The 23343-nt window shown below is 60.3% G+C and carries 19 protein-coding genes; 3 read left to right on the forward strand and 16 right to left on the reverse strand.

Annotated features, from left to right (window positions below; genetic code table 11):
* Positions 1–11: 11 nt before the first annotated feature.
* The 11 genes from GIB19_RS24190 to GIB19_RS24240 all read right to left on the reverse strand — a co-directional run bounded on the left by GIB19_RS24190 (position 12) and on the right by GIB19_RS24240 (position 12161).
* The gene (locus GIB19_RS24190) at positions 12–1427 is read right to left on the reverse strand and encodes an undecaprenyl-phosphate glucose phosphotransferase (RefSeq protein ID WP_085273370.1); all 1416 of its coding nucleotides are present in this window, start codon (positions 1425–1427) and stop codon (positions 12–14) included.
* 211 nt (positions 1428–1638) lie between these two features.
* Positions 1639–2403 carry a WecB/TagA/CpsF family glycosyltransferase gene (locus GIB19_RS24195; RefSeq protein ID WP_099429441.1) on the reverse strand — a complete coding sequence of 255 codons (765 nt, stop codon included), beginning with the start codon at positions 2401–2403 and terminating at the stop codon, positions 1639–1641.
* The gene (locus GIB19_RS24200; RefSeq protein WP_099429442.1) at positions 2403–3590 is read right to left on the reverse strand and encodes a glycosyltransferase family 2 protein; all 1188 of its coding nucleotides are present in this window, start codon (positions 3588–3590) and stop codon (positions 2403–2405) included. The genes GIB19_RS24195 and GIB19_RS24200 overlap by 1 nt, the downstream gene beginning before the upstream one ends.
* Entirely contained in the window at positions 3587–4789 is a 1203-nt protein-coding gene (locus GIB19_RS24205) for a glycosyltransferase (protein WP_099429443.1), read from the reverse strand. Before GIB19_RS24205 ends, GIB19_RS24200 begins: the two co-directional genes overlap by 4 nt.
* Positions 4790–4838: 49 nt before the next feature.
* On the reverse strand, positions 4839–5840 hold the full coding sequence (locus GIB19_RS24210; RefSeq protein WP_099429444.1) for a VirK/YbjX family protein: 1002 nt from the start codon (positions 5838–5840) through the stop codon (positions 4839–4841).
* Between the two features lie 7 nt (positions 5841–5847).
* Complete coding sequence (locus GIB19_RS24215; RefSeq protein WP_274888317.1) at positions 5848–6825, reverse strand: glycosyltransferase family 2 protein; 978 nt, start codon at positions 6823–6825, stop codon at positions 5848–5850.
* Between the two features lie 5 nt (positions 6826–6830).
* Positions 6831–7361: a serine O-acetyltransferase gene (locus GIB19_RS24220; protein ID WP_027596772.1), complete on the reverse strand. Its 531-nt coding sequence runs from the start codon at positions 7359–7361 to the stop codon at positions 6831–6833.
* Positions 7362–7369: 8 nt separating this feature from the next.
* Positions 7370–8326 (reverse strand): glycosyltransferase family 2 protein, encoded by a 957-nt coding sequence (locus GIB19_RS24225; RefSeq protein ID WP_274888318.1) that lies wholly within the window; start codon positions 8324–8326, stop codon positions 7370–7372.
* A complete protein-coding gene (locus GIB19_RS24230; protein WP_099429446.1) occupies positions 8319–8936 on the reverse strand; it encodes an acyltransferase in 618 nt (205 codons plus the stop codon). Before GIB19_RS24230 ends, GIB19_RS24225 begins: the two co-directional genes overlap by 8 nt.
* Positions 8937–9042: 106 nt before the next feature.
* On the reverse strand, positions 9043–10509 hold the full coding sequence (locus GIB19_RS24235; protein WP_099429447.1) for an FAD-dependent oxidoreductase: 1467 nt from the start codon (positions 10507–10509) through the stop codon (positions 9043–9045).
* A 275-nt stretch (positions 10510–10784) separates the two neighbouring features.
* Positions 10785–12161 carry an oligosaccharide flippase family protein gene (locus GIB19_RS24240; protein WP_238211729.1) on the reverse strand — a complete coding sequence of 459 codons (1377 nt, stop codon included), beginning with the start codon at positions 12159–12161 and terminating at the stop codon, positions 10785–10787.
* Between the two features lie 94 nt (positions 12162–12255).
* Between GIB19_RS24240 and GIB19_RS24245 the strand changes: the two genes are divergently transcribed.
* The 3 genes from GIB19_RS24245 to galE all read left to right on the forward strand — a co-directional run bounded on the left by GIB19_RS24245 (position 12256) and on the right by galE (position 17465).
* Positions 12256–13782, forward strand: a complete 1527-nt coding sequence (locus tag GIB19_RS24245; protein WP_274888320.1) for an O-antigen ligase family protein — start codon at positions 12256–12258, stop codon at positions 13780–13782.
* Complete coding sequence (locus GIB19_RS24250) at positions 13782–16388, forward strand: cellulase family glycosylhydrolase (protein ID WP_446731408.1); 2607 nt, start codon at positions 13782–13784, stop codon at positions 16386–16388. Before GIB19_RS24245 ends, GIB19_RS24250 begins: the two co-directional genes overlap by 1 nt.
* 108 nt (positions 16389–16496) lie before the next feature.
* Complete coding sequence (gene galE / locus GIB19_RS24255) at positions 16497–17465, forward strand: UDP-glucose 4-epimerase GalE (RefSeq protein ID WP_099429452.1); 969 nt, start codon at positions 16497–16499, stop codon at positions 17463–17465.
* A gap of 1088 nt (positions 17466–18553) precedes the next feature.
* Here the strand turns inward: galE and GIB19_RS24265 are convergent.
* The 5 genes from GIB19_RS24265 to eppA all read right to left on the reverse strand — a co-directional run bounded on the left by GIB19_RS24265 (position 18554) and on the right by eppA (position 23172).
* Positions 18554–19360: a CpsD/CapB family tyrosine-protein kinase gene (locus GIB19_RS24265; RefSeq protein WP_027596764.1), complete on the reverse strand. Its 807-nt coding sequence runs from the start codon at positions 19358–19360 to the stop codon at positions 18554–18556.
* An 11-nt stretch (positions 19361–19371) separates the two neighbouring features.
* A complete protein-coding gene (locus GIB19_RS24270; RefSeq protein ID WP_085273382.1) occupies positions 19372–20931 on the reverse strand; it encodes a GumC family protein in 1560 nt (519 codons plus the stop codon).
* A gap of 20 nt (positions 20932–20951) precedes the next feature.
* Positions 20952–22067 carry a hypothetical protein gene (locus GIB19_RS24275; RefSeq protein ID WP_085273383.1) on the reverse strand — a complete coding sequence of 372 codons (1116 nt, stop codon included), beginning with the start codon at positions 22065–22067 and terminating at the stop codon, positions 20952–20954.
* Between the two features lie 23 nt (positions 22068–22090).
* Positions 22091–22648 (reverse strand): polysaccharide biosynthesis/export family protein, encoded by a 558-nt coding sequence (locus tag GIB19_RS24280; RefSeq protein WP_274888324.1) that lies wholly within the window; start codon positions 22646–22648, stop codon positions 22091–22093.
* Between the two features lie 347 nt (positions 22649–22995).
* On the reverse strand, positions 22996–23172 hold the full coding sequence (eppA, locus tag GIB19_RS24285) for an EPS-associated small membrane protein EppA (protein WP_077068395.1): 177 nt from the start codon (positions 23170–23172) through the stop codon (positions 22996–22998).
* Between the last annotated feature and the right edge of the window lie 171 nt (positions 23173–23343).

Here is a 23343-nt window from a genome sequence, read left to right on the forward strand (position 1 = left end):
GTCGGCCCCGGCTAATAGGCCTGCTTGCCGGTAAAAGCATTCAGCGTGCGCACCAAAATGACGAAATCGAGCCACAAGGACCAGTTGTTGATGTACTCGATGTCCGAGTCGACCCGTTGGATCATCTGCTCGATGTCCTTGGTTTCACCCCGGAACCCCCTGACCTGTGCCAGGCCTGTCATGCCAGGCTTGATGTTGTGTCGCGCGAAGTAGTCGACAATATCCTGCGAATACAGCGTGTCGTGCTGAAGCGCATGCGGGCGCGGCCCCACTAACGACATTTCGCCGGTCAATACATTAAACAACTGCGGCAGTTCATCCAGGCTGGTCTTGCGAATAAAAGCCCCAACGCGGGTCAGCCGCGGGTCGTTCTTCTGGGCCTGTTTGACCACACCGTTTTCCGGTTGGTGAACATGCATGCTGCGGAACTTCCAGATGCGGAACGATTCACCGGTCCAGCCCATGCGTTCTTGCCTGAAGAATACCGGGCCGCGACTGTCTAGTTTGATTGCAATGGCCACTGCCAACAGCACCGGCGATGCACACAGCAATATCAGTGCGGCGAGTACTCGGTCTTCGAGGTTTTTAAGGAACAGGCTCATGCCGGTCAACGGCGTTTCTGACAACGTCAATACCGGGATACCGGCAATTTCGCGGACGCTGTGGTTGATCAAACGCAGCGAGAAGATATCCGGCACCCAGTTCACTGCAATGCACTTGTCGAGCAACTTCAAATACACTTCGTTAATGACCGCCGAGCCGCCTAATGGCGTCACCAAGTACACCGTGCGAATGGCATGTTTGGCAACGATCTCGTCAAGGTCAGCGACGTGGCCCAGCACAGGCAGGCGTTGCTTTGCATCAGGCGCGCCCTGTTCAGCCACATCGTCTATCAGCACACACCCCAGCACACGCTCACCGAACCACGGGTTGTTGCTGATCTTCTGGTGCAGGAAGTTGGCCAGGTCGCCGGCGCCAATAATCAGTGCGTTGTCCAGCCGGGCGTGCGCGGTAAACCGTTTTTGCAGTTCACGCACTGCAAAATGCAAAAACAACTGCACGACATAACCAATGACAAACAACTGCACCACCAACAACCGCGAATAGGTTTCGCTCTGTTTGGTCAAAAACGCCATGACCACCAGAAAACAAAACGTTGCTGACCAGGCCTTGAATAACCTGAACGCCTTGATGGACAAGCCAACGTTGGTCCGATAGATCGCATAATGATCATAAATAACGGCCAGCGCCCCAATCAACAAGAGCAGCATGATCACATAATCCGAAGTAATGTGACCAAACTGATCGTAGATCAAGTACCAGGCGACACCGGTGACTGCAATCCCATCAAGGCCGGCTTGAATGGCGTTACTTACGCTGCTTCTTCGTTGAAGTAAGGAACGACTGCTTCTGGGTTCGAGAACCATTTCAGACCTCATTAATTAGCGCGTAGCAAATGCCCGGCAGCTTATTCAGTCAATCAATACCAGCCTTTAAAATATAATCCTGTACACTGAATGGTCTTCGCCGCCCCCCTGGGCGCTTGCTATTACTGTAGCAGTCGCCCGCCCACGCAGCGGGCAGAATCACCCCTGCCCTGGCTTTTGGCCGTTTCAGACGATTCAGGTGGCAGAATCATCAGATGCGCCTTGGGGTGTTTCGGGCCTCGAGCGTCATTGCCTTGGTGCACAACAGGGTGCGTAACAGGAACAGCGGGTTGCCCACCACGTAGCGCATGAACAAGCGCCTGGGCTCCCTCAGCAAGCGGTAGACCCACTCCCCGCCCAATCGCCGTAGCCATTGCGGTGCCCGGCTGACCTTGCCGCCGAGAAAATCCAGAATCGCCCCGCCACACACGATCAGGCACGGTCCCCCACTGGCAGCCAGGCGGGCAGCAACCGCCTCTTGCTTGGGCATCCCCATGCCCAGCACGATCAGCTCTGGCTGCGTTACCCGCGCAAGCTCCAGGTAGGTGGCCATTTCAGCAAACCCGTCGTGAACCGACACCGGCAACACGCCAAACCGCGCCTCACTGCACGCTACGGCCCGGCTCAAGAACGGCTCCTGAGTGCCCCAGAATGCCACCCGCCGCCCCTTGAAGGCCGCCAGCAGCTTGGGGATGAAATCCGTGCCATTCATGTTCAGCCCAGGAGCCAGCCCCAGGCGGCGATACAGGATTGACATGCCGGCACCATCGCGCAGCAGCACATCGGCCGAGGCCAGCGATTGGCAGTAATTGGCATTGCTCGCGACCAGGTTCATGGCGTGGGCGTTAACGAAACCCAGCACCGTGGGCGCCTCAGGTTGGCACAGGGCCTCGAGCAAGCGCTGCTCGTGTGCAGGGTCACTCACGGTCTGAAGTTTGCCGATAATCGCTTTCCAGCTGCTTTGCCATTCGCCCATTAGCTGTCATCCCGTTTCGAGCGCACCCACTCCACCTGTCGCTTGATCAAGAACCCCAGGTACAGGGGTATCTTCCTCGCGGCGTAGAACGGGGCGTAAAGCAAGACCGAAAAGGGGATCAATTCACGAGAAAACCGGCCCCACGCCAGCAGAACTGCAACACCCAGCATGACCAGGGCACCCGTGGCGACCCATGCAGGTGCAGTGATACCGAACAGCAGCGCGGCCAGCCAGGCAACACATGCAACCCCTACCAGGGCCATGACCAGCAACGCCAATGGCGGCACCAGCAGGTCCAGGGTCATGGCCAGCAAGGGCGCGTTACGCCGAGTGACCGCGCTCACCAGCAGCTTGGGCACCTCGGCCAGGATCACCCCCAGGTGGCCATGCTCCCAGCGGGTGCGCTGGCTGCTCAAGCCTTCCTGGCTAAGCGGAAACTGGCTGGTGACCTGCGCATCCGGGCAAAACAGCGGCGGTTTGCCGATTCGGCAAAAGTCCAGGCCAAGCTTCAAGTCTTCGACGAGGTGCCCATTGGCCAGGTCGACCGCAACCAGGTCGCGCCAACTGAAGGCCATACCCGCGCCCATCAGCTGGCAGGGCAAGCCCAGGCGTGCCCAACCACGCGGGCGAACGAGGTTTTTGACCCGCCAGGCAAATTCCGCGATTTGCACCTTCAGGCCCGCGCCGGCGGGCGCGCGCATCAGGTACAGCGCCTGCACCGGCCGTGAAGCTTCGAGGCAACGGCGTGCCAGCAGGTCAATGGCGCCCTCGCCCACCTGGCAATCGGCGTCAACGATAATGACCACCTCGGGTGGACGCTGCGCCAGATGCCGTACACCGAAATCCAGCGCATACCCCTTGCCGCGCAACAGGTCGCTGTCGCGCTCCACCACCTCAGCGCCCGCGCTGCGTGCCAACTGCGCGGTGTCGTCGGTGCAGTTGTCCGCCACCACCAGCAAGCGGTCATGCGCCAGCATTTGCGGGCCGACACTGGCCAGGGTCGACCGAATGATCAAGGCCTCGTTGTGCGCGGGCACCAGCACCGCCACGCGCGGGCGCCTGCCATCCGCCCCAGGTCGTGATCGCACCGGCAGGCACGCCAGCAGTACCTGCGCAAACAGCACCAGCGCGGGCACGAAGATGCAAAACGCCACCAGGCTCAATAACCACGCCACGATGCTGATCATGCGGATGCCTTGAAGTAGCGGGCCAGCTTGGCGGCCTCGGTGTCGATATCGTGGCGTTGCAGCACCCGCTGGTAAGCGGCTTCACCCATGCGCTGCAACACGTCGGCCGGTTGCGACAGGCAGTCGGCCATTGCCTCAGCCAACTCCTCTACCGTGCCGGCGGGGAACAACCAGCCGTTTTCGCCCTGGCGCACCAACTCCGGGATGCCGGCCACGTAGGTGGTCAGCACCGGCCGGCGCAATGCCATGGCCTCCATGATCACCACCGGCAGGCCTTCGGCGAAACTCGGCAGCACCAACGCACGGGCAGCGAGGATTTCCTCCCGCACCTGGGCGCTGCTGATCCAGCCGGTGATGCGTACCTGCGCCTGCAGACCATACCGAGTGACCAAGGCCTCGATCTGCTCGCGCATTTCGCCATCACCCGCCAACACCAGCTCGAATGCAATGGCTTGGGTGGCCAGCAGGTGGGCCGCCTCGATCAGCAACAGTTGGCCCTTCTGCTCGCACAGGCGCCCGACGCACACCAGGCGTGGCGCCGACGGTGCGGCAACGGCGGCAACCGCGTGGAAGTCGCGCTCCAGGCCGCAATGCACGACCTTCACCTTCTCCCAGTGTTCGTGCGCCACCCAACGGAACAACTGGCTGCGCCCATACGAGCTGACCGCCGCCACAAACGCGGCGCGCCGGACTTTTTCGCCCACGTGCAGAAACTGTGGTTTGTCGAATTCTTCCGGCCCGTGCACGGTAAAGCTGTAGGCAGGCCCGCCAAGGGCATGGGCCAGCATCACCACCTCGGTGGAGTTGGTGCCAAAATGCGCATGAACATGCTTCGCGCCAAAGGCCTGTAACCAGAGCAGTACCTGACAGGCCTCGGCCAGGTACACCAGGTGATAGGGCCAGGCGCGATCCGCCCGCTGGCCCAGGCGCAGGGCCAACCACAGGGTGGCGAAAAAGCGTCGTGGCTCGGCACGCAGCACCTGCAGCGTGGGCGCCAACAACCCCTTCAGGCCGTGCTGCAACACGTAGCGGGTCTTGCCCCGCTCGGCGATGTCCTCGTCATCCTGCAGTTCGGCATCCCAACCCCGCAAGGCAATGCGCTGGATCTCCATGCCCTGGCGCTCCAACGCCAGAATTTCGCGTCGAATGAAGCTATGGCTGACTTTCGGGTACTGATTGATGAAGTAAGCAATGCGCATATAAATCCAGATCAATGCCTGCGTAATGAGCCTTACCAACTGCAACCCGTTACTTCAGGCTGTCGATCGCCGGCGGCGGGCTCCCTGCCGATGCACGTTCAAGCACATCCCCCTTCATCCCTTGTAGCCCATGGACGGGCTCGCTGCCTGATAAAGCCGCTTCAACGCGCGCGAATACCTCATCCAGCAAGGCATGCCGCCGGCGGTACATCGCACGTTTCTTGGGCGCGATGTCGTCTGCGGCGCGTTTGGCAGCGGCCAGCGGCAGGCTGAAGAAGTCGTCGCGCTCCGAAGGCGTGGCGCCGTTTTCCAGCCAGATGGCATCGTAATGGGCGGCCAGGTCGTGTGCCTTGTCAGCGCCAAAGTAAGGATGGCGATGATGCCGGTGCGCATCGCCAACTGCGTAGATGCGCACCACCCCCAGCGTTCTGGCGATGCACTTGAAGGCCTCCAGCAGGAAGCTGCGCGGGCGCAGGCCCTCGAAGTCCTTGGTCAGGTCACGGTAGATGTTCAGCGAAGTTTCGCTGTCGATGCCTTTGTGAATGCCCTGCACGGCGCCGATGAACAAGCACAGCTCACCGTGCTGGCGGCACAGGCTGAACGCCAGCGATGCCACGCGCAAATCCCCTTGGAACAGGTTCAGCACCAGCTCCCCTTCGCGCTTGAACCAGATCGGCCGGTCCAGCACCAGGGCGCAGCCCTTCGAATAGGCCGACAGGTCGCACAGGGTCAGGCGCTCGTCGCGACCGAGCAGCAGCAACGTGGGAAACTGCCGGGCAACCACCTCAAAATGCGACGCCACCACACCGAGCCGCTCCTGCGCCTCCCAGCCCTTGCTGATGTAGGGCCACTGCACGACGCCAATGCAATCGACCCCAAGCCTTGCAAACCGGTCATCACCCAGCGCCGTCGACATGCGCTGCATGAAGGCCTTCAGCGCGGGCCACTCGCGGGTGATCTGCCGCGTCAGCTTGACCTTGTTGTTCAAGGCCCGCAGCGAGTAGCCGGGCTGCAGGGTGAGCACACTTTTCACTATCGATCTGGCAATCATAGGAATCTCATTTGTACTCGATCAGCACGGCTTTGCCGGCAGAGAACCTGTTCATCAGGAACTTTACCTGCCCAAGCATTTCAGGGAATTTGCCGAGCACCAAAAACACCGCCTGCAGCCAGCGCTCGCGTGTCGGCTTGCCAGCGCGACGCGCCAGGCGCACCGCTTGCAGCGGGTAGATCAGCAACAGCAGCAGCGCCCACACACCCAGCAGGCCACTGGCAAACACGATCGCCAAGGGGATGCCCAAGCCCCAGAGCCAAGCGCGGCGGGACTCTCGCAACCAATGGCGCTCTGGCGCTCGCCCATGCAAAAAGGCACCCTCGGCATAGGCATGGCCGGCGCGCAAGCTGCGCCGCCACCACTGGCTGAAACGCGTCATGGCAGCGTCGTGCAAGGTCATCTCAGCGGCCAGGCGCCAGATTTTCCACCCCTTCGCGCGCAAGCGAACGCACAGCTCCGGCTCTTCGCCGGCGATCAGGTCCGGGCGAAAGCCGCTCACTTGCGTGAAGGCATCGACGCGCATCAACGCATCCCCCCCACAGGCCTTGGCTTCCCCGATGGGCGTGTCCCACTCCAGGTCACACAGCAGGTTGTACACCGAGCGTTGCGGGAACCGCTCACGGCGCCGCCCGCACACCACCGCTACGTCTGGGCGTGCATCAAGAAAGGCCTGGGCATTGCCCAGCCAGGCCGCATCCACCTCGCAATCGCCGTCGACAAACTGCACGTAGCGCATCGACGGCAACAGGCGTTGCAGGCGGGTGAAGCCCTCGTTGCGGGCCCGAGCTGCGGTAAACGGCCGGCTCATGTCGAGCGCCAGCACTTCGACCCCTTGGGCCTGTGCCATCTGCACGGAACCGTCGGTGGAGCCTGAGTCCACGTACACCACCCGGTCCGCACCGTGCGCCAACGAACGCAGGCAGCGCTCCAGGCGCAGGCCCTCGTTGCGTCCAATCACTACAACGCCGATACCTGTCTCCATGGGCCTCACTCGACCGTGCACTGCGCCGCCTCGGTGGGGTTGCGCAGTTTGATGGTCGCAGGCACGCCGACCGCCAACGCGTTGTCTGGCACGTCCACCAGCACCACGGCATTGGCGCCGATGACCACGTTGTTGCCGATGCGGATGTTGCCCAGCACCTTGGCCCCTGTGCCAATATCGACGTTATTGCCGAACACCGGCGCAATCGGCTCGCTGACATTCTTCAGCCCCACCACCACGCCGTTGCGAATCCGGCAGTCATCGCCAAAGCGGGCATAACCGCTGATTACGATACCGCCGAAATGGTCGATGACGAAGTTGCGGCCGATCACGACCTCGCAGGGCAATTCAACACCCGTGATGATCTGCACGAACTTGAACAGGATCTTGTAGAGGATGGAGAACAGTTTGCGCAACAGTGCCGGGCGCACGCTATAGCGCCAGCGCCCGAAGCGATACACCAGCAATACCCAAAACCCCTGGGCGCCCCAATCACCACCGTGTGCACGCAAGTCGGCGCGGATATTCTCGAACATGACGTCACCTACCGTGTGGGTTGGCTTGCGAACCGTGTCTTGAACAACAGCGACCAGGTAGTCTGGCAGTGCCGCCAGCACGCCCGGATCGCCTCGCGACCTCGCCCCTTCAGCAGTGCCTTGAGTGCCAGTACCAGGTCACCCACACACACCAGCAGCATGTGCAGCGCCAGCCCGGCAACGCCGTGGTGCTTGCGGAAGTACAGCAGTTCGCTTTCGATCTGGTAGCTGGAAATCTGCCGGCTGGCCGCTTCCAGTTCGCTGACCGACTTGGAGCTTTCGCCGCCGATATGCACCACCGTGGTATGGGGATAGAAGACGACCTTCCAGCCCGCTTCCTTGACCCGCTTACAATGGTCAACCTCCTCGTAATAGAGGAAGTAGCGCGGATCGAACAGGCCTACCTGGTCCAGCACTTCGCGACGCACCAGGTAGAAACAACCGGGCAGCCAATCGCATTCACGTACCGAGCCATGGTCCCAGGTCATCTCATCGACCATTTTCAAGCCTGGGAAGAAACGGCCAAGCCCGGTACGGCCGACAAACACGTTCAGGGGTGTCGGGAAGTAGCGGCAACTGGGTTGCAGGTCGCCATCGCGGCCCTCCAGGCGCACGCCCAGCACGCCGCACTCGGGGTGGTTGTCCATGTACTCGAGGGTCTTGGCCAGTGAATCGGCCGCCACGAAGGCATCGGTATTCAGCAGCAGTGCGTACTTGCCCTTCAAGTGCGCCAGCAGTTGATTGTTGGCGCGCCCGAAACCGACGTTCTTCTTGTTGCTCAGCAACAGCGCCTCGGGGCACACCTTGGCCATGCGTTCCACAGAATCATCGACCGAGGCATTGTCGACGACCAGGTAACTGGCAAGCTTTTCGCTGTCGGCCTGGCGCAGCGCATCGAACATGGGCTGCAGCAAAGACGCAGTATTGAAATTGACCACCATCACATCGACGGGTTTTCTATCCATTGTTACCGTCCCCGAAGAAGTACTGCCGTCGTTGCGCGGCAAGGGCAGGCTCCACGGTCGGGTCAAAGGCACCTTTGCGCTGTTTGACCAGTTCTATCCACGGGTAGCTTTCGCAGCGCTCCTCCACCCTCTTGATCAGTGCTTCGGTGGTGCAGATGAATTTGGCCGGGTTGCCACCCACCACGGTGCCCGGCAGCACGTCCTTGGTGACGACCGCACCGGCAGCGACGATCGCATCGGGCCCGATGGTCACGCGGGGCATCACAATCGCGCCATGGCCGATGAAGCAGTTGTCCTTGATGTCGATATAGCCGACCGAATCGAGGTGTTTCCCGTAGCAGAGCTCGATCAATGCCACCACGCCGTCGTGGCCGATCAGTGTGCAATCCGACAGGCCGACGTTGTTACCGATGCGCACCAGCGCAGGGTCGGTCACGTTGCACCCTGGGTTCATATGAAAGTTGGCCCCTACCGAATGAAACTTACCCCAACGGGTTAGATAGCTCCCCCACTCTCGCCCCGTTGGATTACACAACTTCTTGTACGTCGAGCTTCCCCGCCCGGTCGAGTTGACATAACGCGTCAGTGCACTCCGTATCCATCCATTCATTCTGCGAGCCTCACAATCAAAGCGATTCTGAACTGTCCCTGAGGCGACTTCGGTCTCATTCTTCTTGGTGCTGACCGCCTCGCACTCAACCCGTTTACAACGTGCGTTACACCGCGGCACCCGTAGCCGATTTCAACTTTTCATTGAGGTGGTCCGCCAACCTGACGGCAAACTGCAACAACGGCATGGTCGGGTTGGACGCGCCGCCCTTGGCAAAGATACTGCTTCCCGCCACATAGAGATTCTGGGTGCCGAACACTTTGCAATTGGCGTCGACCACACCGAACTCAGGTGACGCAGCCATGCGCGTGGTGCCCATGTGATGGGCATGTGGCGCCATCTTCAACGGCACCGATGTGTCGTAGACGAAGTCGTTGAGCTTGACGAAGCCCAAGTCCATGTCGGCAAATTGCTTGGCCAGTTCGGTGCCGATGCACTTGATGGTGTGCCTGTCACTTTCGCTCAGTGCCCAATGCACGTTGACCTTGGCCACCCCCAGCTCGTCTTTCTCATTCAGCAATGAAATGCGGCTTTGCCGGTTGGGAAACTGCTCGATCATGGTGCCGATCACACCGTCGCCCGGGCAACTGAACTTGGCGACCAAGGCGATCTTGTCGGCAACGCCCATGTCACAGGCAAGGTTTTCCAGAAAGTGTTTGACCTCGGCCGTGCGGCCATACGTCTGCACATCCGAGAGCAGTGCAGCGGTGATATTGCCTTTACCGGCCTGGTATTCCTCAACAAAGGCGTCGGTGGTGTAGTACTGACGCATCTGGGTGTCCTGGTCCGACTTCAGGATGAACGTGCCCATGTCGATATTCAGGTGCTCCATGAAGCAACACCCGGTCAGCCCTTCCTTGTTGACGATACCCGCGGCCAACAGGGATTCACTGTTCAATAACTGCCGGGCATTCTCGATGGCACCCGTCGCCAGGATGAAGTTTCTGGCCACCACGCGCTGACGATGACGGTCGTAATCGGACACCACCGCAGCCACCACATGGCCCGACGCTTTGTCGAACTCCAGGTCGACGCAGTTGCAATTGATGAATACGTCCAGCCCGTGGGTTTCGTTCAGTGCAGTCGCGTACTTCTGCGCAAAGCGCGTTGGGGGGCTCAGCAGGAAGCGGTCGGGTTCGAAGTCATCACCCGCAAGCCCGGTGTTCATCGCGTGAAACTCCGAGCCTGGCGGCAAATCGACGATGTCCATGGCCGCAGCCAGGTAGCCCTCGATCTCCGAGTAGGGGATCGGCCAGCCGGGCAAGTCGCCGGGCGGCGCCATGGCGAAGTCTGAGGGGGTGAACGGCCGGCAGCGCCCTGCCCAGTGGTTGGACGTGCCGCCCAGGTAACGCAGGCGTGTTTCTGCGGCGTACAGTTCGAGCCCCGTCGAGGCGCACGTGTACAGCCCTTGCGAGTGCGGTGAATACTCACGCCCACCGCCCTCGGCCAGCAGCACGTTCCAACCCGCAGCTGCCAGCCGCAGGCCCAGGGTAATGCCAGCGGGGCCGGCCCCGATGATGCAAAAATCATAGTCGTCACGCAGCGTTTTCTGCTGCTGATAGTCCTTGATCATGCTGGCTCGTTCCGGAAGTACTGAGAAGGCAACACCCAGCCGTTGATCACCACGAACCCGGTTTTTTCGACGGGTTTGCGTGCAACGTCTGCGGCCACCCCAAACACCGCGCCGCCAACGCCCAGCAGGACACAGCTCTGGAGAAAACCCCTACGACCCAACTGCGGAGTACACAACGTAAGCTTCCCCATGATCCCCAGACCTATCTCGATGAAGTGTTAACAATCAGTCACTCGACCGCCCCCACATTGCACCATCGCCCGCCTCTGGCCTCATCACAGCCACTCGAAGAAACGGGTCGCCAACAGCCCACAGAGTGCCCCCACGGCCACCATCGGCAGTACCACCAACTCGCGTTTGACACTGAAGATATCCAGCTTGCAGTTAACGTAGACGATCAACAGCAACGTCGGGAAGGTATGCAGGGCCACCCCCCAGATTGCGTAGTCAACACCGCCAATGGCCAGCAGCAGTGGCAACAACCCCCATAACGAGACTAGCCGGATGATGTTGTCCATGGCCTGGTATTTCGTCAGGCCCAGGGCAATCCATATCTGATGTGCCAAGGTATAGCGCAGCGTGAAGAACGACAGCGAAAGAATCGCAAGAATCGTCCCCGCCTCGGTGTAGCGCGCGTCGTACATCCAGCCGATCAACAACGGGCTGGCGGTCAGGAACACCCCGCAGGCGAACAGCATCACAAGGTCGACCAGCAACCTGAAACGGTAGTACAGCGCCTTCAGGCGTGCCTTGTCACCTTCCCGAGCGGCTTCGCTGAACGCGGGCAGCGCCACCGAGCCCACCAGTTTCAGCAACCCGGTCTGCACGGACCCGAGGATCAGCACGGCAATCGAGTACACCCCCAACTGCCCCGCTGTCATGCTCGCACCAAACCAGATCCGGTCACCGTACATGGCCAGTACGCCGACCATCGACGACAGCAGGATCCAGCGGCCAAACACAATCAGCTCGTTCAGCGCGCTTCGGTCCCACTGCAGGCGGTTGTTCGGCCCTTCCAGCGCCAGGTGCCCCAGCAAGGTACCCGCCAGGGCGCTGACCAGGCCGGCGATCACCAGCGACCAGATCGACCGGGTGAAATAACCGATCACCAGCATCGCGATCAAACCGACCACTTGCGAGGCCAGGTCCACCAATACCACGCGCTTCTGTTGGAAAGTTCGTACGGCGACATCTATCTTGGTCGATTGGAATCCCCAGATGATGGCCGAAAGGCCGGTCGCCGCCAGCACCATCGGCAGCTCAGGGGCGGCGTAAGTGGAGTCCGCCGGCCACAGGTTGGCCAGCTGCGCGAACCAGGAGGCAGCGGCCAGCAGCAAGGTCAGGGCAAACAGGACGAAGCCGCGGATGATCTGGACGGTCCAGGCGGTATTGAGAAACTCGGGGTCGTCGCCCCGGTGGCTCTGGATGATGTTCTGGCGCAGGCCAACATCGGACAGCAAGTGCAGGAGTACCGAAACCGTGGTGGCGATGACCATCACACCGAACATTTCCGGCAGCAGCAAACGGGCCATGATCAGGTTGCCGCCCAGGCGCATGACCTGTGACGCCACCAGCGACACCAGGTTCCATGACCCGGCCTTCAGTGCGCGCTTGCGCAGGCTCGCGGAGGCTGACACATCAATCGACGGCATGACTTCAATCTCTGACTGATTGGCTAAAAGTCACTATAGTTTCAATTAGCCATGATGCTAGCCGTGCCCACCAAGGGAAAGGTGTCCTTAGCCAATGCCTGAACATTTTCGTGCGTTGATCGTCATTCTGTTTCTGGCAGGCGTCGTTTTTGTCATGGCGCGCCGCCCGGCGACAGACCTCATCCCCTACAGCGACTTCAAGCGCCGGCGTAACCTGTGGTTCGTCCTGACGCTGGTGGCCTTCGCCTCCCACAGCTTCTGGGTGTACGTGGCCGCTGCCGGGCTGATCATGTACATCGCCGGGCGGCGCGAACGCAATGCCATGGCGCTGTTTTTCATGTTGCTGTTCCTGATTCCGCCGGCCTCAGTGCAAATACCTGGGTTTGGCGTGGTCAACTACCTGGTCGACCTCAACCATGTTCGCCTGCTGACGCTGTGCGTGTTGCTGCCGGCAGCGCTGGCCCTGAGCAGGCAAAGCGATACCCTGCGCTTTGGCCGCACCTGGCCCGACAAGCTGCTGGCGGCCAGCCTGGTGCTGATGAGTGTGCTGTACCTGCGTGAAACTACCTTGACCGACACCTTGCGCCAGGCGCTCTACCTGTATGTCGATGTGTTCTTGCCCTACTACGTCGCCAGCCGAGGGCTCAGGGAGATCAGTGATTTCAAGGACGCCATGCTGGCATTCGTGCTGGCATCCTTCGTCCTGGCACTGATCGGCGTTGCCGAGTTCGTCCGCCACTGGCTGCTGTACAACGCCCTGATCGATGCCATGGGCGTGCAGTGGAGCATGTCCGGCTACCTGAGCCGTGGCGGCTCATTGCGCGCCAGCGCCACCACCGGGCAGGCAATTGCACTGGGCTACGTGATGAGTGTGGCCATCGGCCTGTACCTGTTCGTCCAGGGCTATGTGCGCAGCCAGCTGCAGCGGGTGCTCGGCGCCCTGCTGCTGGCTGCCGGGCTTTTCGCGCCGTTGTCCCGCGGCCCCTGGATTGGCGCCGTGGTCATCGTCGTGGTGTTCATTGCCATGGGCAAAGGCGCCATTAAGCGCCTGACTGTGCTTGCCCTTGCCGGCGTACTGGCTCTGCCGCTGCTGACTGTGCTACCTGGGGGCGACAAGGTGCTGGACCTGTTGCCTTTCATCGGCAATATCGAAAAAGAGAACATCACCTACCGGGAACGCTTGATCGACAACTCCTGGATCGTGATCCAACGTAACCCCTTGTTCGGATCGTTCGACTTCCGTAACACCCCTGAAATGCAGTCGATGATTCAGGGGGAAGGCATTATCGACATCGTCAACACCTACGTCAGCCTGGCCCTGCGGGTCGGGTTGGTCGGGCTCGCGCTGTTCGTGGCGTTTTTCGTCACCGTGTTGCTGGGCATCCGCAAAGCCATGCGCGCGTTCCCCGACAAGGATGACGAGCAACGGCAACTGGGCCGGGCGCTGTTGGCGACGCTGGTGGGGATCTTGGTGATCATCTTCACCGTCAGCAGCATCACTATCATCCCCACCGTGTACTGGTCGGTCGCAGGGCTTGGGGTGGCCTACATACAGCGGGTGCGCAGGCTCCGTTCCAGCCAGGCCAGCGACCTTCCCGCTGCCGGCCTTCAAACCAGGTGATGCCCATGAGCCGTTTCCCTTTGCGCCCCTTCATGCGGGCATCCCTGTTCGTTGGCCTGGCCGTCATGTCCCAGGCTGGCTGGGCCTCCGGGTGGGTCGTCAGCGTCGAAGAACAAAACGGCCTGCCCAGCGTGACACGCGGTGGCGGGCAGGTGATGAAAGCCAAGTTCGACTTCTGGGCGGCTAACTGGAGCTGGACTGGTTTCTACACCGCCATGAAGGTCAATGCGCCCTACAGCTACACCCTGCAGGGCAAGAACAAGCAGTTGGACTTCGACCTGACGGCGGATATCCGCAAGCCGCAAACACAAACCTTGACCTGGGCGTTCGACCTGACCGCACACAGCAGGCAGTCCAACGTGATGGGCGGCGGCATCGTTTTCCAGTTCGACCCGGCCCTGTTCAATGGGGAGATGGGCGCGCCCGTGCTGTTGCCCGACAACCGTGGCTGGTCCTGGGGCAAAGATGCGCAAGGCAGGCGCATCGAGATGCGCTTCGAACCTGCACTGGCAAAGGTGTACTTCGAACCGGGTAGCAATGCCGAGATCCGCGCGTTCTTCTACAAAGACCCCATCAGCGCCGGCCAGCAGCAGATCAAGGCGACGTTGAACGTGACGGGCGATATCGAGCTGGGCCCAACCCCCACCGAGCGCTTTGGCCTGCAAGACCCCGCGCAGTGGCCCGACGACCAGCTTGACTGGCAAACCTCGCCGGTCGACCTGTCTTTTCTCAACGCACCCGAGAAACCAGCAGGCAAGCGCGGCTTTGTAAAGGCCTCCGGCGAGCAACTGGCGTTCGAGGACAACACCCCCGTGCGTTTCTGGGGCACCAACCTATCTGCGTACTCGCTGTTCAAGACGCCAGACGAGGAAATCATCAAACAGGCCAAACGCCTGTCGGCACTGGGTTTCAACCTCGTCCGGCTGCACCACCACGACTCCCCGTGGGTCAGCCCGAACGTGTTTGGCGACGGCACCTTGATTCGCGATACCCAGCAGCTCAATGCCGAGTCGCTGCGCAAGATCGACCTGTGGGTCAAAAGCCTCAAGGACGAGGGCATCTACGTCTGGCTCGACATGCACGTACAGCGCGCCCTTACCGCCAATGACAACATCGAAGATTTCGATGAGCTGGCCAAGGGCGAGCCCAGGGTCGACCTTAAAGGCTACGCCTATGTGAACCAGAGCATTCAACAGGCCATGAAACGCTTTATTGAGCAGTACATGACCCATGTGAACCCCTACACCGGCCTTGCCTACAAAGACGACCCGGCCATTGCTGCGGTTTTGATCACCAACGAGAACGACATCACCCAGCACTACGGCAACGCCCTGATGCCGGACAAAAAAGTCCCCGCACATACCAAGCTTTACCAGGAACAGGCAGACGCCTTCGCCAAGCGCAATGACCTGCCTGCAGACCGCACCTGGCGCGCCTGGGAACATGGCCCGTCGAAGCTCTTCTTGAATGATCTGGAACGCCGTTTCGATGTCGACATGATTGCGCACCTGCGCAGTCTGGGGGTCAAGGTACCCATTGCCACCACCAGCACCTGGGGCGGCAATGGCCTGAGCGCGCTGCCCGCGCTGACCTCGGGCGATGTGATCGATGCGCACAGCTACGGCGCCATCGGCCAGCTCGAGAAGAACCCGCTGACCAGCGACGGGATGATCAACTGGATTGCCGCGGCCCAGGTCGTCGGCCTGCCCCTGACGGTCACCGAATGGAACGCTGAACCCTTCCCCCTGCCCGACCGCCATTCGCTGCCCCTGTATGTGGCGGGCACGGCCAGCCACCAAGGCTGGGACGCCATGATGCAATATGCCTATAGCCAGCAGGCCTTCAACAGCGGTTGGCGCACGGCAGACAACTGGCACGCGTACAACGACCCGGCCATGCTGGCCACGCTCCCCGCGGCTGCCCTGCTCTACCGCCGTGCGGACGTGCAGCAAGCCACCACCCGTTACGTCTTCGCGCCAACACCCGCCACCTTGTTCAACCAGGACATCACGCCGCGCAACTCGCTGCTGCTGCGCACCGCCATGGAAAAAGGCAGGCTGCAGATCGCCATGCCGCAGACGCCGGAGTTGCCCTGGCTGAAACCCAGCATCATCCCGGCCGATGCCCAAGTGCTGCGTGACCCTGCCCAATCGTTGCTGCCCCCTGACGCCACCGAGTCGGTAACCGATACCGGGGAGCTCAAGCGCAACTGGCAACAAGGCCTCTACACCATCGATACCCCCCTGACCCAGGCGGCGACCGGCTGGCTGGGCGGTCGAACCCTCAACCTTGGGCAGGTCGAGGTACAGGCAAAGACGCCTTATGCCAGTGTCGTCGTGCAGAGCCTGGATGCCAAACCGCTGGGCCAGGCTCGCAGCCTGCTGATCTCACTGGGCACCCGGGCTGTGCCCAAGGCCGACGACAAGACGCCGTTCAATGTCGAGCCCTTCGAAGGCACGCTGGCCATCAAGGCAGCGGCCGGCCTGAAACTGTTCGCGCGCGATGCACAAGCGCAACTCAAGGAATTGCCAGTGGCGTACCAGAACGGGCGCTATGTGATCACGTTCGATGGCCAGTACATGTCCAACTGGCTGTTCTTGAAATAGGGCATTTGGCCATCTACAGTCTCAAGAGACCTGTAGCTGATACTCCCACCTGTTCGATTCAGGGACGACCCGCGGCGTCTGTACAACAGCAGAGTCCAGGAGGCACGGATGAAGTTTCTGGTTGTCGGTGGCGCAGGTTATATCGGCTCGCACATGGTCAAGCACTTGCTGGCCGCGGGCCATGATGTGGTGGTGGCGGACCTTGTGTCGCCAGGGCCTGGGGTGCAATGGGCCAAGCTCGACATTGCCGACGAGCCGGCGCTGGATGTGCTGTTCGCCGAGTGCCACTTCGATGCGGTTTTTCACTTCGCATCGTTCATTCAGGTGGGCGAGTCGGTTTGCGCCCCTGGCAAGTACTACCAGAACAACGTAGCGGCCACCCTGACATTGCTGCAGGCGATGGTGAATGCGGGCATCAAGCGGCTGGTGTTTTCCTCCAGCGCAGCCGTTTACGGCAACCCGCTGTACGTGCCCATCGACGAGGCGCATGGCAAGGCACCGATCAACCCCTATGGGCTCAGCAAGTGGATGGTCGAGCAAATTCTCGAGGACTTCGACCGTGCATACGGGCTGAAGTCAGTGTGCCTGCGCTACTTCAACGCCGCAGGGGCTGACCCTGACGGGGAGCTGGGCGAGCGCCATGAGCCGGAAACCCACCTGATACCGTTGATCCTCCAGGCGGCCGCTGGCAGGCGTGAGGCGGTCACGGTGTTTGGCCGGGATTACGACACCGCCGATGGCACCTGTATTCGTGATTATGTGCATGTCGCCGACCTGGCTTCGGCACATGCGTTGGCGGTCGACTACCTGGTCGCTGGCGGCCCCAGCACGGCGTTCAACCTGGGCAATGGCCTGGGCTTTTCAGTGCAGCAAGTGATCGATACCGCCCGCACAGTGACGGGCCGGCAGATCCACACACTCGATGCACCCCGCCGCGCGGGTGACCCGCCCAGGTTGGTGGCGGATGCAGGCAAAGCGCTGAGTGTGTTGGGCTGGCGGCCAGCGTATGCATCGCTGGAGCAGATCGTGGCGCATGCCTGGGGGTGGGAGTTGCAGTACCCGTGGCATCGGCCGTAATCATGCGGCTATTCACTATCGGGGGTAGGAGCAGCCTTGTGCTGCGAAGAGGCCGGTGAAAACTCAGCGAATCTTCGCTGCTGTCACCGGCCTCTTCGCAGCACAAGGCTGCTCCTACCCCGATAGTGAATAGTCAGTAATAGGTGTGCGGCTTTTCATCCGCCTTGTTCAACACCGTGCCTGGTCGCTGGCGGCCCCAGCACGGCGTTCAACCTGAGCAATGGCCTGGGCTTTTCAGTGCAGCAAGTGATCGATACCGCGGAGCACGTCGTGGCGCATGCCTGGGGGAGAGTTGCAGTACCCGTGGCATCGGCCGTAATCATTCAGCTATTCACTCTCGGGGGTAGGAGCAGCCTTGTGCTGCGAAGAGGCCGGTGAAAACACAGCGAGTCTTCGCTGCTGTCACCGGCCTCTTCGCAGCACAAGGCTGCTCCTACCCCGATAGTGAATAGCTCAGTAATAGGTGCGCGGCTTTTCATCCGCCTTGTTCAACACCGTGCCTGGTCGCTGGCGGCCCCAGCACGGCGTTCAACCTGGGCAATGGCCTGAGCTTTTCAGTGCAGCAAGTGATCGATACCGCGGAGCAGATCGTGGCGCATGCCTGGGGGGAATTGCAGTAGCCGTGGCCTCGGCCGTAATCATGCGGCTATTCACTATCGGGTGTAGGAGCAGCCTTGTGCTGCGAAGAGGCCGGTGAAAACACAGCGAATCTTCGCTGCTGTCACCGGCCTCTTCGCAGCACAAGGCTGCTCCTACACTCGATAGTGAATAGTCAGTAATAGGTGCGCGGCTTTTTATCCGCCTTGTTCAACACCGTGCCTGGTCGCTGGCGGCCCCAGCATGGCGTTCAACCTGGGCAATGGCCTGAGCTTTTCAGTGCAGCAAGTGATCGATACCGCGGAGCAGATCGTGGCGCATGCCTGGGGGGAATTGCAGTAGCCGTGGCCTCGGCCGTAATCATGCGGCTATTCACTATCGGGTGTAGGAGCAGCCTTGTGCTGCGAAGAGGCCGGTGAAAACACAGCGAATCTTCGCTGCTGTCACCGGCCCTTTCGCAGCACAAGGCTGCTCCACTCGATAGTGAATAGTCAGTAATAGGTGCGCGGCTTTTCATCCGCCTTGTTCAACACCGTACCAATCAGGTTGACAGTCGCCAGGTGGTGCAGGCATTCCTCGATCTCTTGCTTGCTGTTCATGCCGTTGCCGACGACCAACAACACACAGTCGAACTTGGGCATCACGGTGATTGCATCGTCTGAGCTCAACAATGGCGGCAAATCGAAAATGCAGATGCGCGACTCATAGCGGCTGCGCAAGTCGCTGATCAGGTTGTTCACCCGGGGGGAGGACAGCATTTCGGTAGACATCGGAATAGGCACCCGCGTCGGCAGCACGACAAAACGCGGCAACGTCGGGTTGACCAGCACCTCTTCCAGCCCGGCCTGGTCAGACAGCAACTCGTTGAGGGCCTTTTCCATCGGCAAGCCCAGGCTGCTGCCGACCTTGGGGCGACGCAGGTCGAAGTCCACCAGCAGCGCCGTCTTGGTCGTATGGTGCGCGATGCTCATGGCCAGGTTGATCGCCAGCACCGTCTTGCCCGCCTCGGGCGTTGGCGAGGTGATGGCCAAGGTACGCCAGCCGTTTTCCTCCATCGCCTGCAGCACCTGCGTGCGCAACAGGTCGATCGGCCCACTCATGTTCGAGTTCTTGTTGAACGCGACAATCCGATTGCGCTCAAGGTGCTCCGCACGCAACGGCACCACCTTGGTCTTCACGTAATCGAATTGCCCTGGCACTTCTGGAGGCTCCGCCCCGTGGGCGGTTTGCGGTGCCTGGGCAGCACCTGGAGAAACTTGATGAATACCATTGCCAACTACCGGCTTGATCCTGTCCATCACTGCTTTCCCTATTCAAACCGCGCCATAGCCTTGAACAGCAACACATCCAACGGCATGTAGAACACGTGCACCAGCACTACCATCATAGCAATCAGCACAAGCACCGCCAGGATCAGCAGGTTGCGCCAGCGTTTACGCTTTGCCAGTTCCGCCTGGGTGGTGATGAAGGGCACCGTCACCAGCACACGCTTGCCCAACACGCTCTCCAACGCCCCTACCCCCCGTACCCGCTGATTGAGCATTTCCAGCAGCATCACCAACGCGCCACCGCCTGCCGGTGCCAGCACCAGGCCCAGGGCGGCGATTTTCTTGCGGTTGGGTTTGATCGGCTTCTCAGGCAGCAGCGGTGGCTCCAGCAGCACAAAACGCTCTGCCTTGTTTTCCTGTTCCAGGCTTTCGGTAATTTTCGCGCCCATTTCCTTGGCACGGATTTCTTCGTACTTCTTGCGCGCGTTGTCGTGGTCGCGCATCAAGGTGACCAGGCCACGCTCCACTTGCGGGGCTTCAAGAATCTCCGCCTCGTAGCCTTCCATTTTCTTCACCAGCTCACGCTTTTGCTCCGCCAGTGAGGTGATGCGCTCCTGGGCCGCGCCAATCCGCGCACGCACCCGCGCCACATCCAGGCTGACCGACGACGCAGCCTTGCTGCCGCCGCCGCTGGCCTGCAGGGCATCGATCTTGCGCTTGACCGCAACTACGTCCGGGTGCGCGTCCTTGTATTTGGTCAGCAGCCGGGCGTACTCGGCCTTGAGGCTGGGCAGGTCTTGTGGCTGGTCGACACTGGACGGCCGGGTACCGTCAGCCTTGGTGGTCAAGCCGGCATTGGCCGCCGACAATTCAAGCTCCAGGTAACGCAGTTCCTCTTGCGCGGTCTTGTAATCGCGGTCGACCTCCCTGAACTCCAGCTCCGAACGCGACAACATGCTCATGCGCAGCGACTGGTGCTCAGGCAAGGCATTGGCGTGGGCTTGCTTGAAGTCCGCCAGCTGGTTTTCCAGGCTGGCAAGCTCGGCACCCAGCTTGTTGGCTTCCTGGGTCAGGAATTCGGTGGTTTCGTTGGCGCGCTCGGTGCGCTGCTTGAGGTTTTCGTTGAGGAACAGCGTTACCAGTTCGTTGGCGACATCCTTGGCCACCTGCGCTTGCTTGTGCTCGAAGGACACATTGAATGCGACTGTGGCCTCACCCCGCCCTCTGACGAACGTGCTGAGGGTAGCGACCACGATGGCATTGCGCATCTGGTCGATCTTGTCGCTTTCGCTGAGCCGCTTGTCAGCGAACAGGCTGTACTTGTCGATGATCCGCAGCAGGTTCTCGCGGGTCATGACGCGCTGGCGAATGACCTCGATGCGCTCATCGGCAAAGCTGTTGTTGTTCGCCGATACCAGCTCGGGGGAGATCTGTTGCGACTCCACCAGAATGGTCCCGGTGGACTGATAGATCGGTGGCACGCTGACCGCGACCACCACGGTCGCGGCAAGAATGACTACGATACTGATCCCTAATAACAGGGCCCTATCCTTGATGATGGCGATGTAATCTTTAAGGGAAAGCTCGTAGTCAGACTTCATAAAGGCCACCAGGCTGAAGTTCAGAGGTCGGGGTACCTATACGTCAACGTCAAACCAACAATTGTTGCGTCCGCAGTGGGTGCATCGTCCTGCCGCCGCTCCTTGTACATCAACGATAGGCGCAGATCCCAAAAAGGCGAAAATTCCCGGCTGGCCCAGACACTGTACATTTGCAGTGTGTTGGGTGTTTGCCCTTTGCTGTCTTGCCAAGTGGCATCGGCGCCGACGCGGGTCAGCTCGTTGACCGCGTAACTGTAGATACCGCGCACCATGTCGAGCTCGGCAAAACCACCCTCCGCGCTGGCGACCGTGCTGCGTTCGGCACTCAAGCTGAGGTCGGAACGCACCCCGGTATACAGCAGCGAGGCCCCGCCCTCCCCGCGCCGACCGCCTTCAGAGCCGGACACCTGGTTGACGCCAACGTGCGCATCGGCACTCAGGCGCTCGGAGAACTGATACTTCACCCCAACTGCAGGGGTGTAGCTGTTAGAGGCGGTCGCAGTAAGGTCCTGTTCGGGCTCATAGCGCCTCACCCCAAACCGGGTATACACATCGGCCCGCTCGTTCCAGGCGTAGGTCCAGGTTGTCACGTTGCCCAGCTCGTTGTAGCCGGTCAGCGTGTTGATGTCGTATCGCGCTCGGCTGTACTTGGTTTCGTTGGACAACGTGCTGCGGGCGGTGATGGCGCTGCTCCAATTGCCTGCCAGCGTATACAGCTTCTGCGTGCCGTCGGTGGTTACCACACCGGTGTCCTGGACAATGCCGGACAACGTAGAGCTTTCGTTGTACTGAGCCACCAGGCCAAAACGCCCTTTCTCGGTGTCGCGTTGCCAGCCCAGGCTTACATTGGGGTCTTCGCGGTCGTCGACGATGTCCGTGTCTGAAGAACGCAACACGTGCATGCCAAGACCCAACCGTAATTCGTCGCGGTCGAAGGTACCGACAAGGGTGTAGTCGGGCGCAATGATGGTGCGCGTCACACCCTTTTCTTCAGACGACAGCAACAACGGGTTGCTGTCGTATTCGACCGAGGTCGGTACCACCACCGATGACTGCCAATTTGCTGCCTGGACCGCGTCCGTAAACGGCAAGACCATGATTGCCGTTGCAATGCTAGTTGTTCTAAGAAGAGGCATTAAGTGTTCTTATTAAGGCAAGATCAAGGAACGACCAGCGTATCGCCAGCCTGAAGTTGAATGTTGGTGGACATGTCACGCCCGGAAACCAGGTCCTTATATCTCACGGGCAGAATCCGTTGGGAAGCCCCCTGGCCGCGAACCACCTTGATGTCGCTTTCGTCAGCGAATTTGTCCAAACCACCCGACATGCTCAACGCCTGCAATACGGCCGTGGGCCCCGCCATTTGTACGGGCCCAGGCTTGATCACTTTGCCCTGCACGTACACAAGGTTGCCGGCGATGCTTTTGACGACAACGCTGACGTTCGGGTCGGGGAGGAATTTTTCGAGTTTGGCAGCGACCTGTTTTTCAACGGCCGTGGCATCAAGGCCGGCGACATCGATCCGCCCTGCCAAGGGGAAGGTGATACTGCCATCGGGTAGCACGGTGGCTTCTTGACGCAGGCTCTCCTCTTGCCAGACGGACACCATCACCACATCGCCAGGGCTGAGCCGATAAGCTGCGCTATTTTCGACCGCGTTGCCGGTACCAGACCACAGCATCAGCACGCAAAAAGCGGAACACAATGAACGTACCATGAGGGTCCCTCCGGCCTACTGGCCTGACAAAGAGCACTAAATGAGAACGGCACACCAACTCTCGCTCCACTTCGCAACCGCACTGCCTGCTGCGATGGCCTCAACCTTCCTGGAGGCCCTGTACCTTGACACCTCGACACCCTGCCTGACCCGTCCGCTGCGACACCCTACGGCTAATGGCGATGAGTCGCCACTGGAATATAGCAACAGTTGGAAAATTGACAAGCTGTCAGCGGCTGCGAAGCCATCAACAACAAACCTCAGACGTCAATTTACCGACAGCCCAAAAAAGCCCCGTAATTGATCAACTGTTAAAGCCCCCTATTACCTTTGCCACGCGAGAACGTTTAAATCTTTCTTCTATTGGCAACGGCAACAAAACCGATGACTGCAAAGGCGAAGAACCACCCTGCCGTTGCGACAGGAATGACACTGTTTTGATTGACATACGAATCAGCAGCGCGCGCCGCGCCACTTAAAAGCACCAACAAGAAGATTGATTTAATGAACAGTGTCGAGCGCATAACCCCCTCCTATAAAGAGGATAATAAAAATATTTATTGGTGGGTTTAGCGGGAGACTTCCTCGCTGTTGATTTGAGCTTATGGGCACAATGACACTACGTCAATGATCCGACACCATAATAAAATTCAATGAGCAAGGGGTGGCTTCGTCAAAATGCCGTCACACATAAA

It is taken from the genome of Pseudomonas sp. ITEM 17296 (genome assembly GCF_028895205.1).
Lineage (GTDB): Bacteria > Pseudomonadota > Gammaproteobacteria > Pseudomonadales > Pseudomonadaceae > Aquipseudomonas > Aquipseudomonas kermanshahensis.

What these genes read in the sequence shown, in the direction of transcription:
- GIB19_RS24190 (WP_085273370.1), bottom strand. Translation starts at nt 1,427, where the DNA reads ATGGTTCTCGAACCCAGAAGCAGTCGTTCCTTACTTCAACGAAGAAGC.
- GIB19_RS24195 (WP_099429441.1), bottom strand. Translation starts at nt 2,403, where the DNA reads ATGGGCGAATGGCAAAGCAGCTGGAAAGCGATTATCGGCAAACTTCAG.
- GIB19_RS24200 (WP_099429442.1), bottom strand. Translation starts at nt 3,590, where the DNA reads ATGATCAGCATCGTGGCGTGGTTATTGAGCCTGGTGGCGTTTTGCATC.
- GIB19_RS24205 (WP_099429443.1), bottom strand. Translation starts at nt 4,789, where the DNA reads ATGCGCATTGCTTACTTCATCAATCAGTACCCGAAAGTCAGCCATAGC.
- GIB19_RS24210 (WP_099429444.1), bottom strand. Translation starts at nt 5,840, where the DNA reads ATGATTGCCAGATCGATAGTGAAAAGTGTGCTCACCCTGCAGCCCGGC.
- GIB19_RS24215 (WP_274888317.1), bottom strand. Translation starts at nt 6,825, where the DNA reads ATGGAGACAGGTATCGGCGTTGTAGTGATTGGACGCAACGAGGGCCTG.
- GIB19_RS24220 (WP_027596772.1), bottom strand. Translation starts at nt 7,361, where the DNA reads ATGTTCGAGAATATCCGCGCCGACTTGCGTGCACACGGTGGTGATTGG.
- GIB19_RS24225 (WP_274888318.1), bottom strand. Translation starts at nt 8,326, where the DNA reads ATGGATAGAAAACCCGTCGATGTGATGGTGGTCAATTTCAATACTGCG.
- GIB19_RS24230 (WP_099429446.1), bottom strand. Translation starts at nt 8,936, where the DNA reads ATGAATGGATGGATACGGAGTGCACTGACGCGTTATGTCAACTCGACC.
- GIB19_RS24235 (WP_099429447.1), bottom strand. Translation starts at nt 10,509, where the DNA reads ATGATCAAGGACTATCAGCAGCAGAAAACGCTGCGTGACGACTATGAT.
- GIB19_RS24240 (WP_238211729.1), bottom strand. Translation starts at nt 12,161, where the DNA reads ATGCCGTCGATTGATGTGTCAGCCTCCGCGAGCCTGCGCAAGCGCGCA.
- GIB19_RS24245 (WP_274888320.1), top strand. Translation starts at nt 12,256, where the DNA reads ATGCCTGAACATTTTCGTGCGTTGATCGTCATTCTGTTTCTGGCAGGC.
- GIB19_RS24250 (WP_446731408.1), top strand. Translation starts at nt 13,782, where the DNA reads ATGCCCATGAGCCGTTTCCCTTTGCGCCCCTTCATGCGGGCATCCCTG.
- galE (WP_099429452.1), top strand. Translation starts at nt 16,497, where the DNA reads ATGAAGTTTCTGGTTGTCGGTGGCGCAGGTTATATCGGCTCGCACATG.
- GIB19_RS24265 (WP_027596764.1), bottom strand. Translation starts at nt 19,360, where the DNA reads ATGGACAGGATCAAGCCGGTAGTTGGCAATGGTATTCATCAAGTTTCT.
- GIB19_RS24270 (WP_085273382.1), bottom strand. Translation starts at nt 20,931, where the DNA reads ATGAAGTCTGACTACGAGCTTTCCCTTAAAGATTACATCGCCATCATC.
- GIB19_RS24275 (WP_085273383.1), bottom strand. Translation starts at nt 22,067, where the DNA reads ATGCCTCTTCTTAGAACAACTAGCATTGCAACGGCAATCATGGTCTTG.
- GIB19_RS24280 (WP_274888324.1), bottom strand. Translation starts at nt 22,648, where the DNA reads ATGGTACGTTCATTGTGTTCCGCTTTTTGCGTGCTGATGCTGTGGTCT.
- eppA (WP_077068395.1), bottom strand. Translation starts at nt 23,172, where the DNA reads ATGCGCTCGACACTGTTCATTAAATCAATCTTCTTGTTGGTGCTTTTA.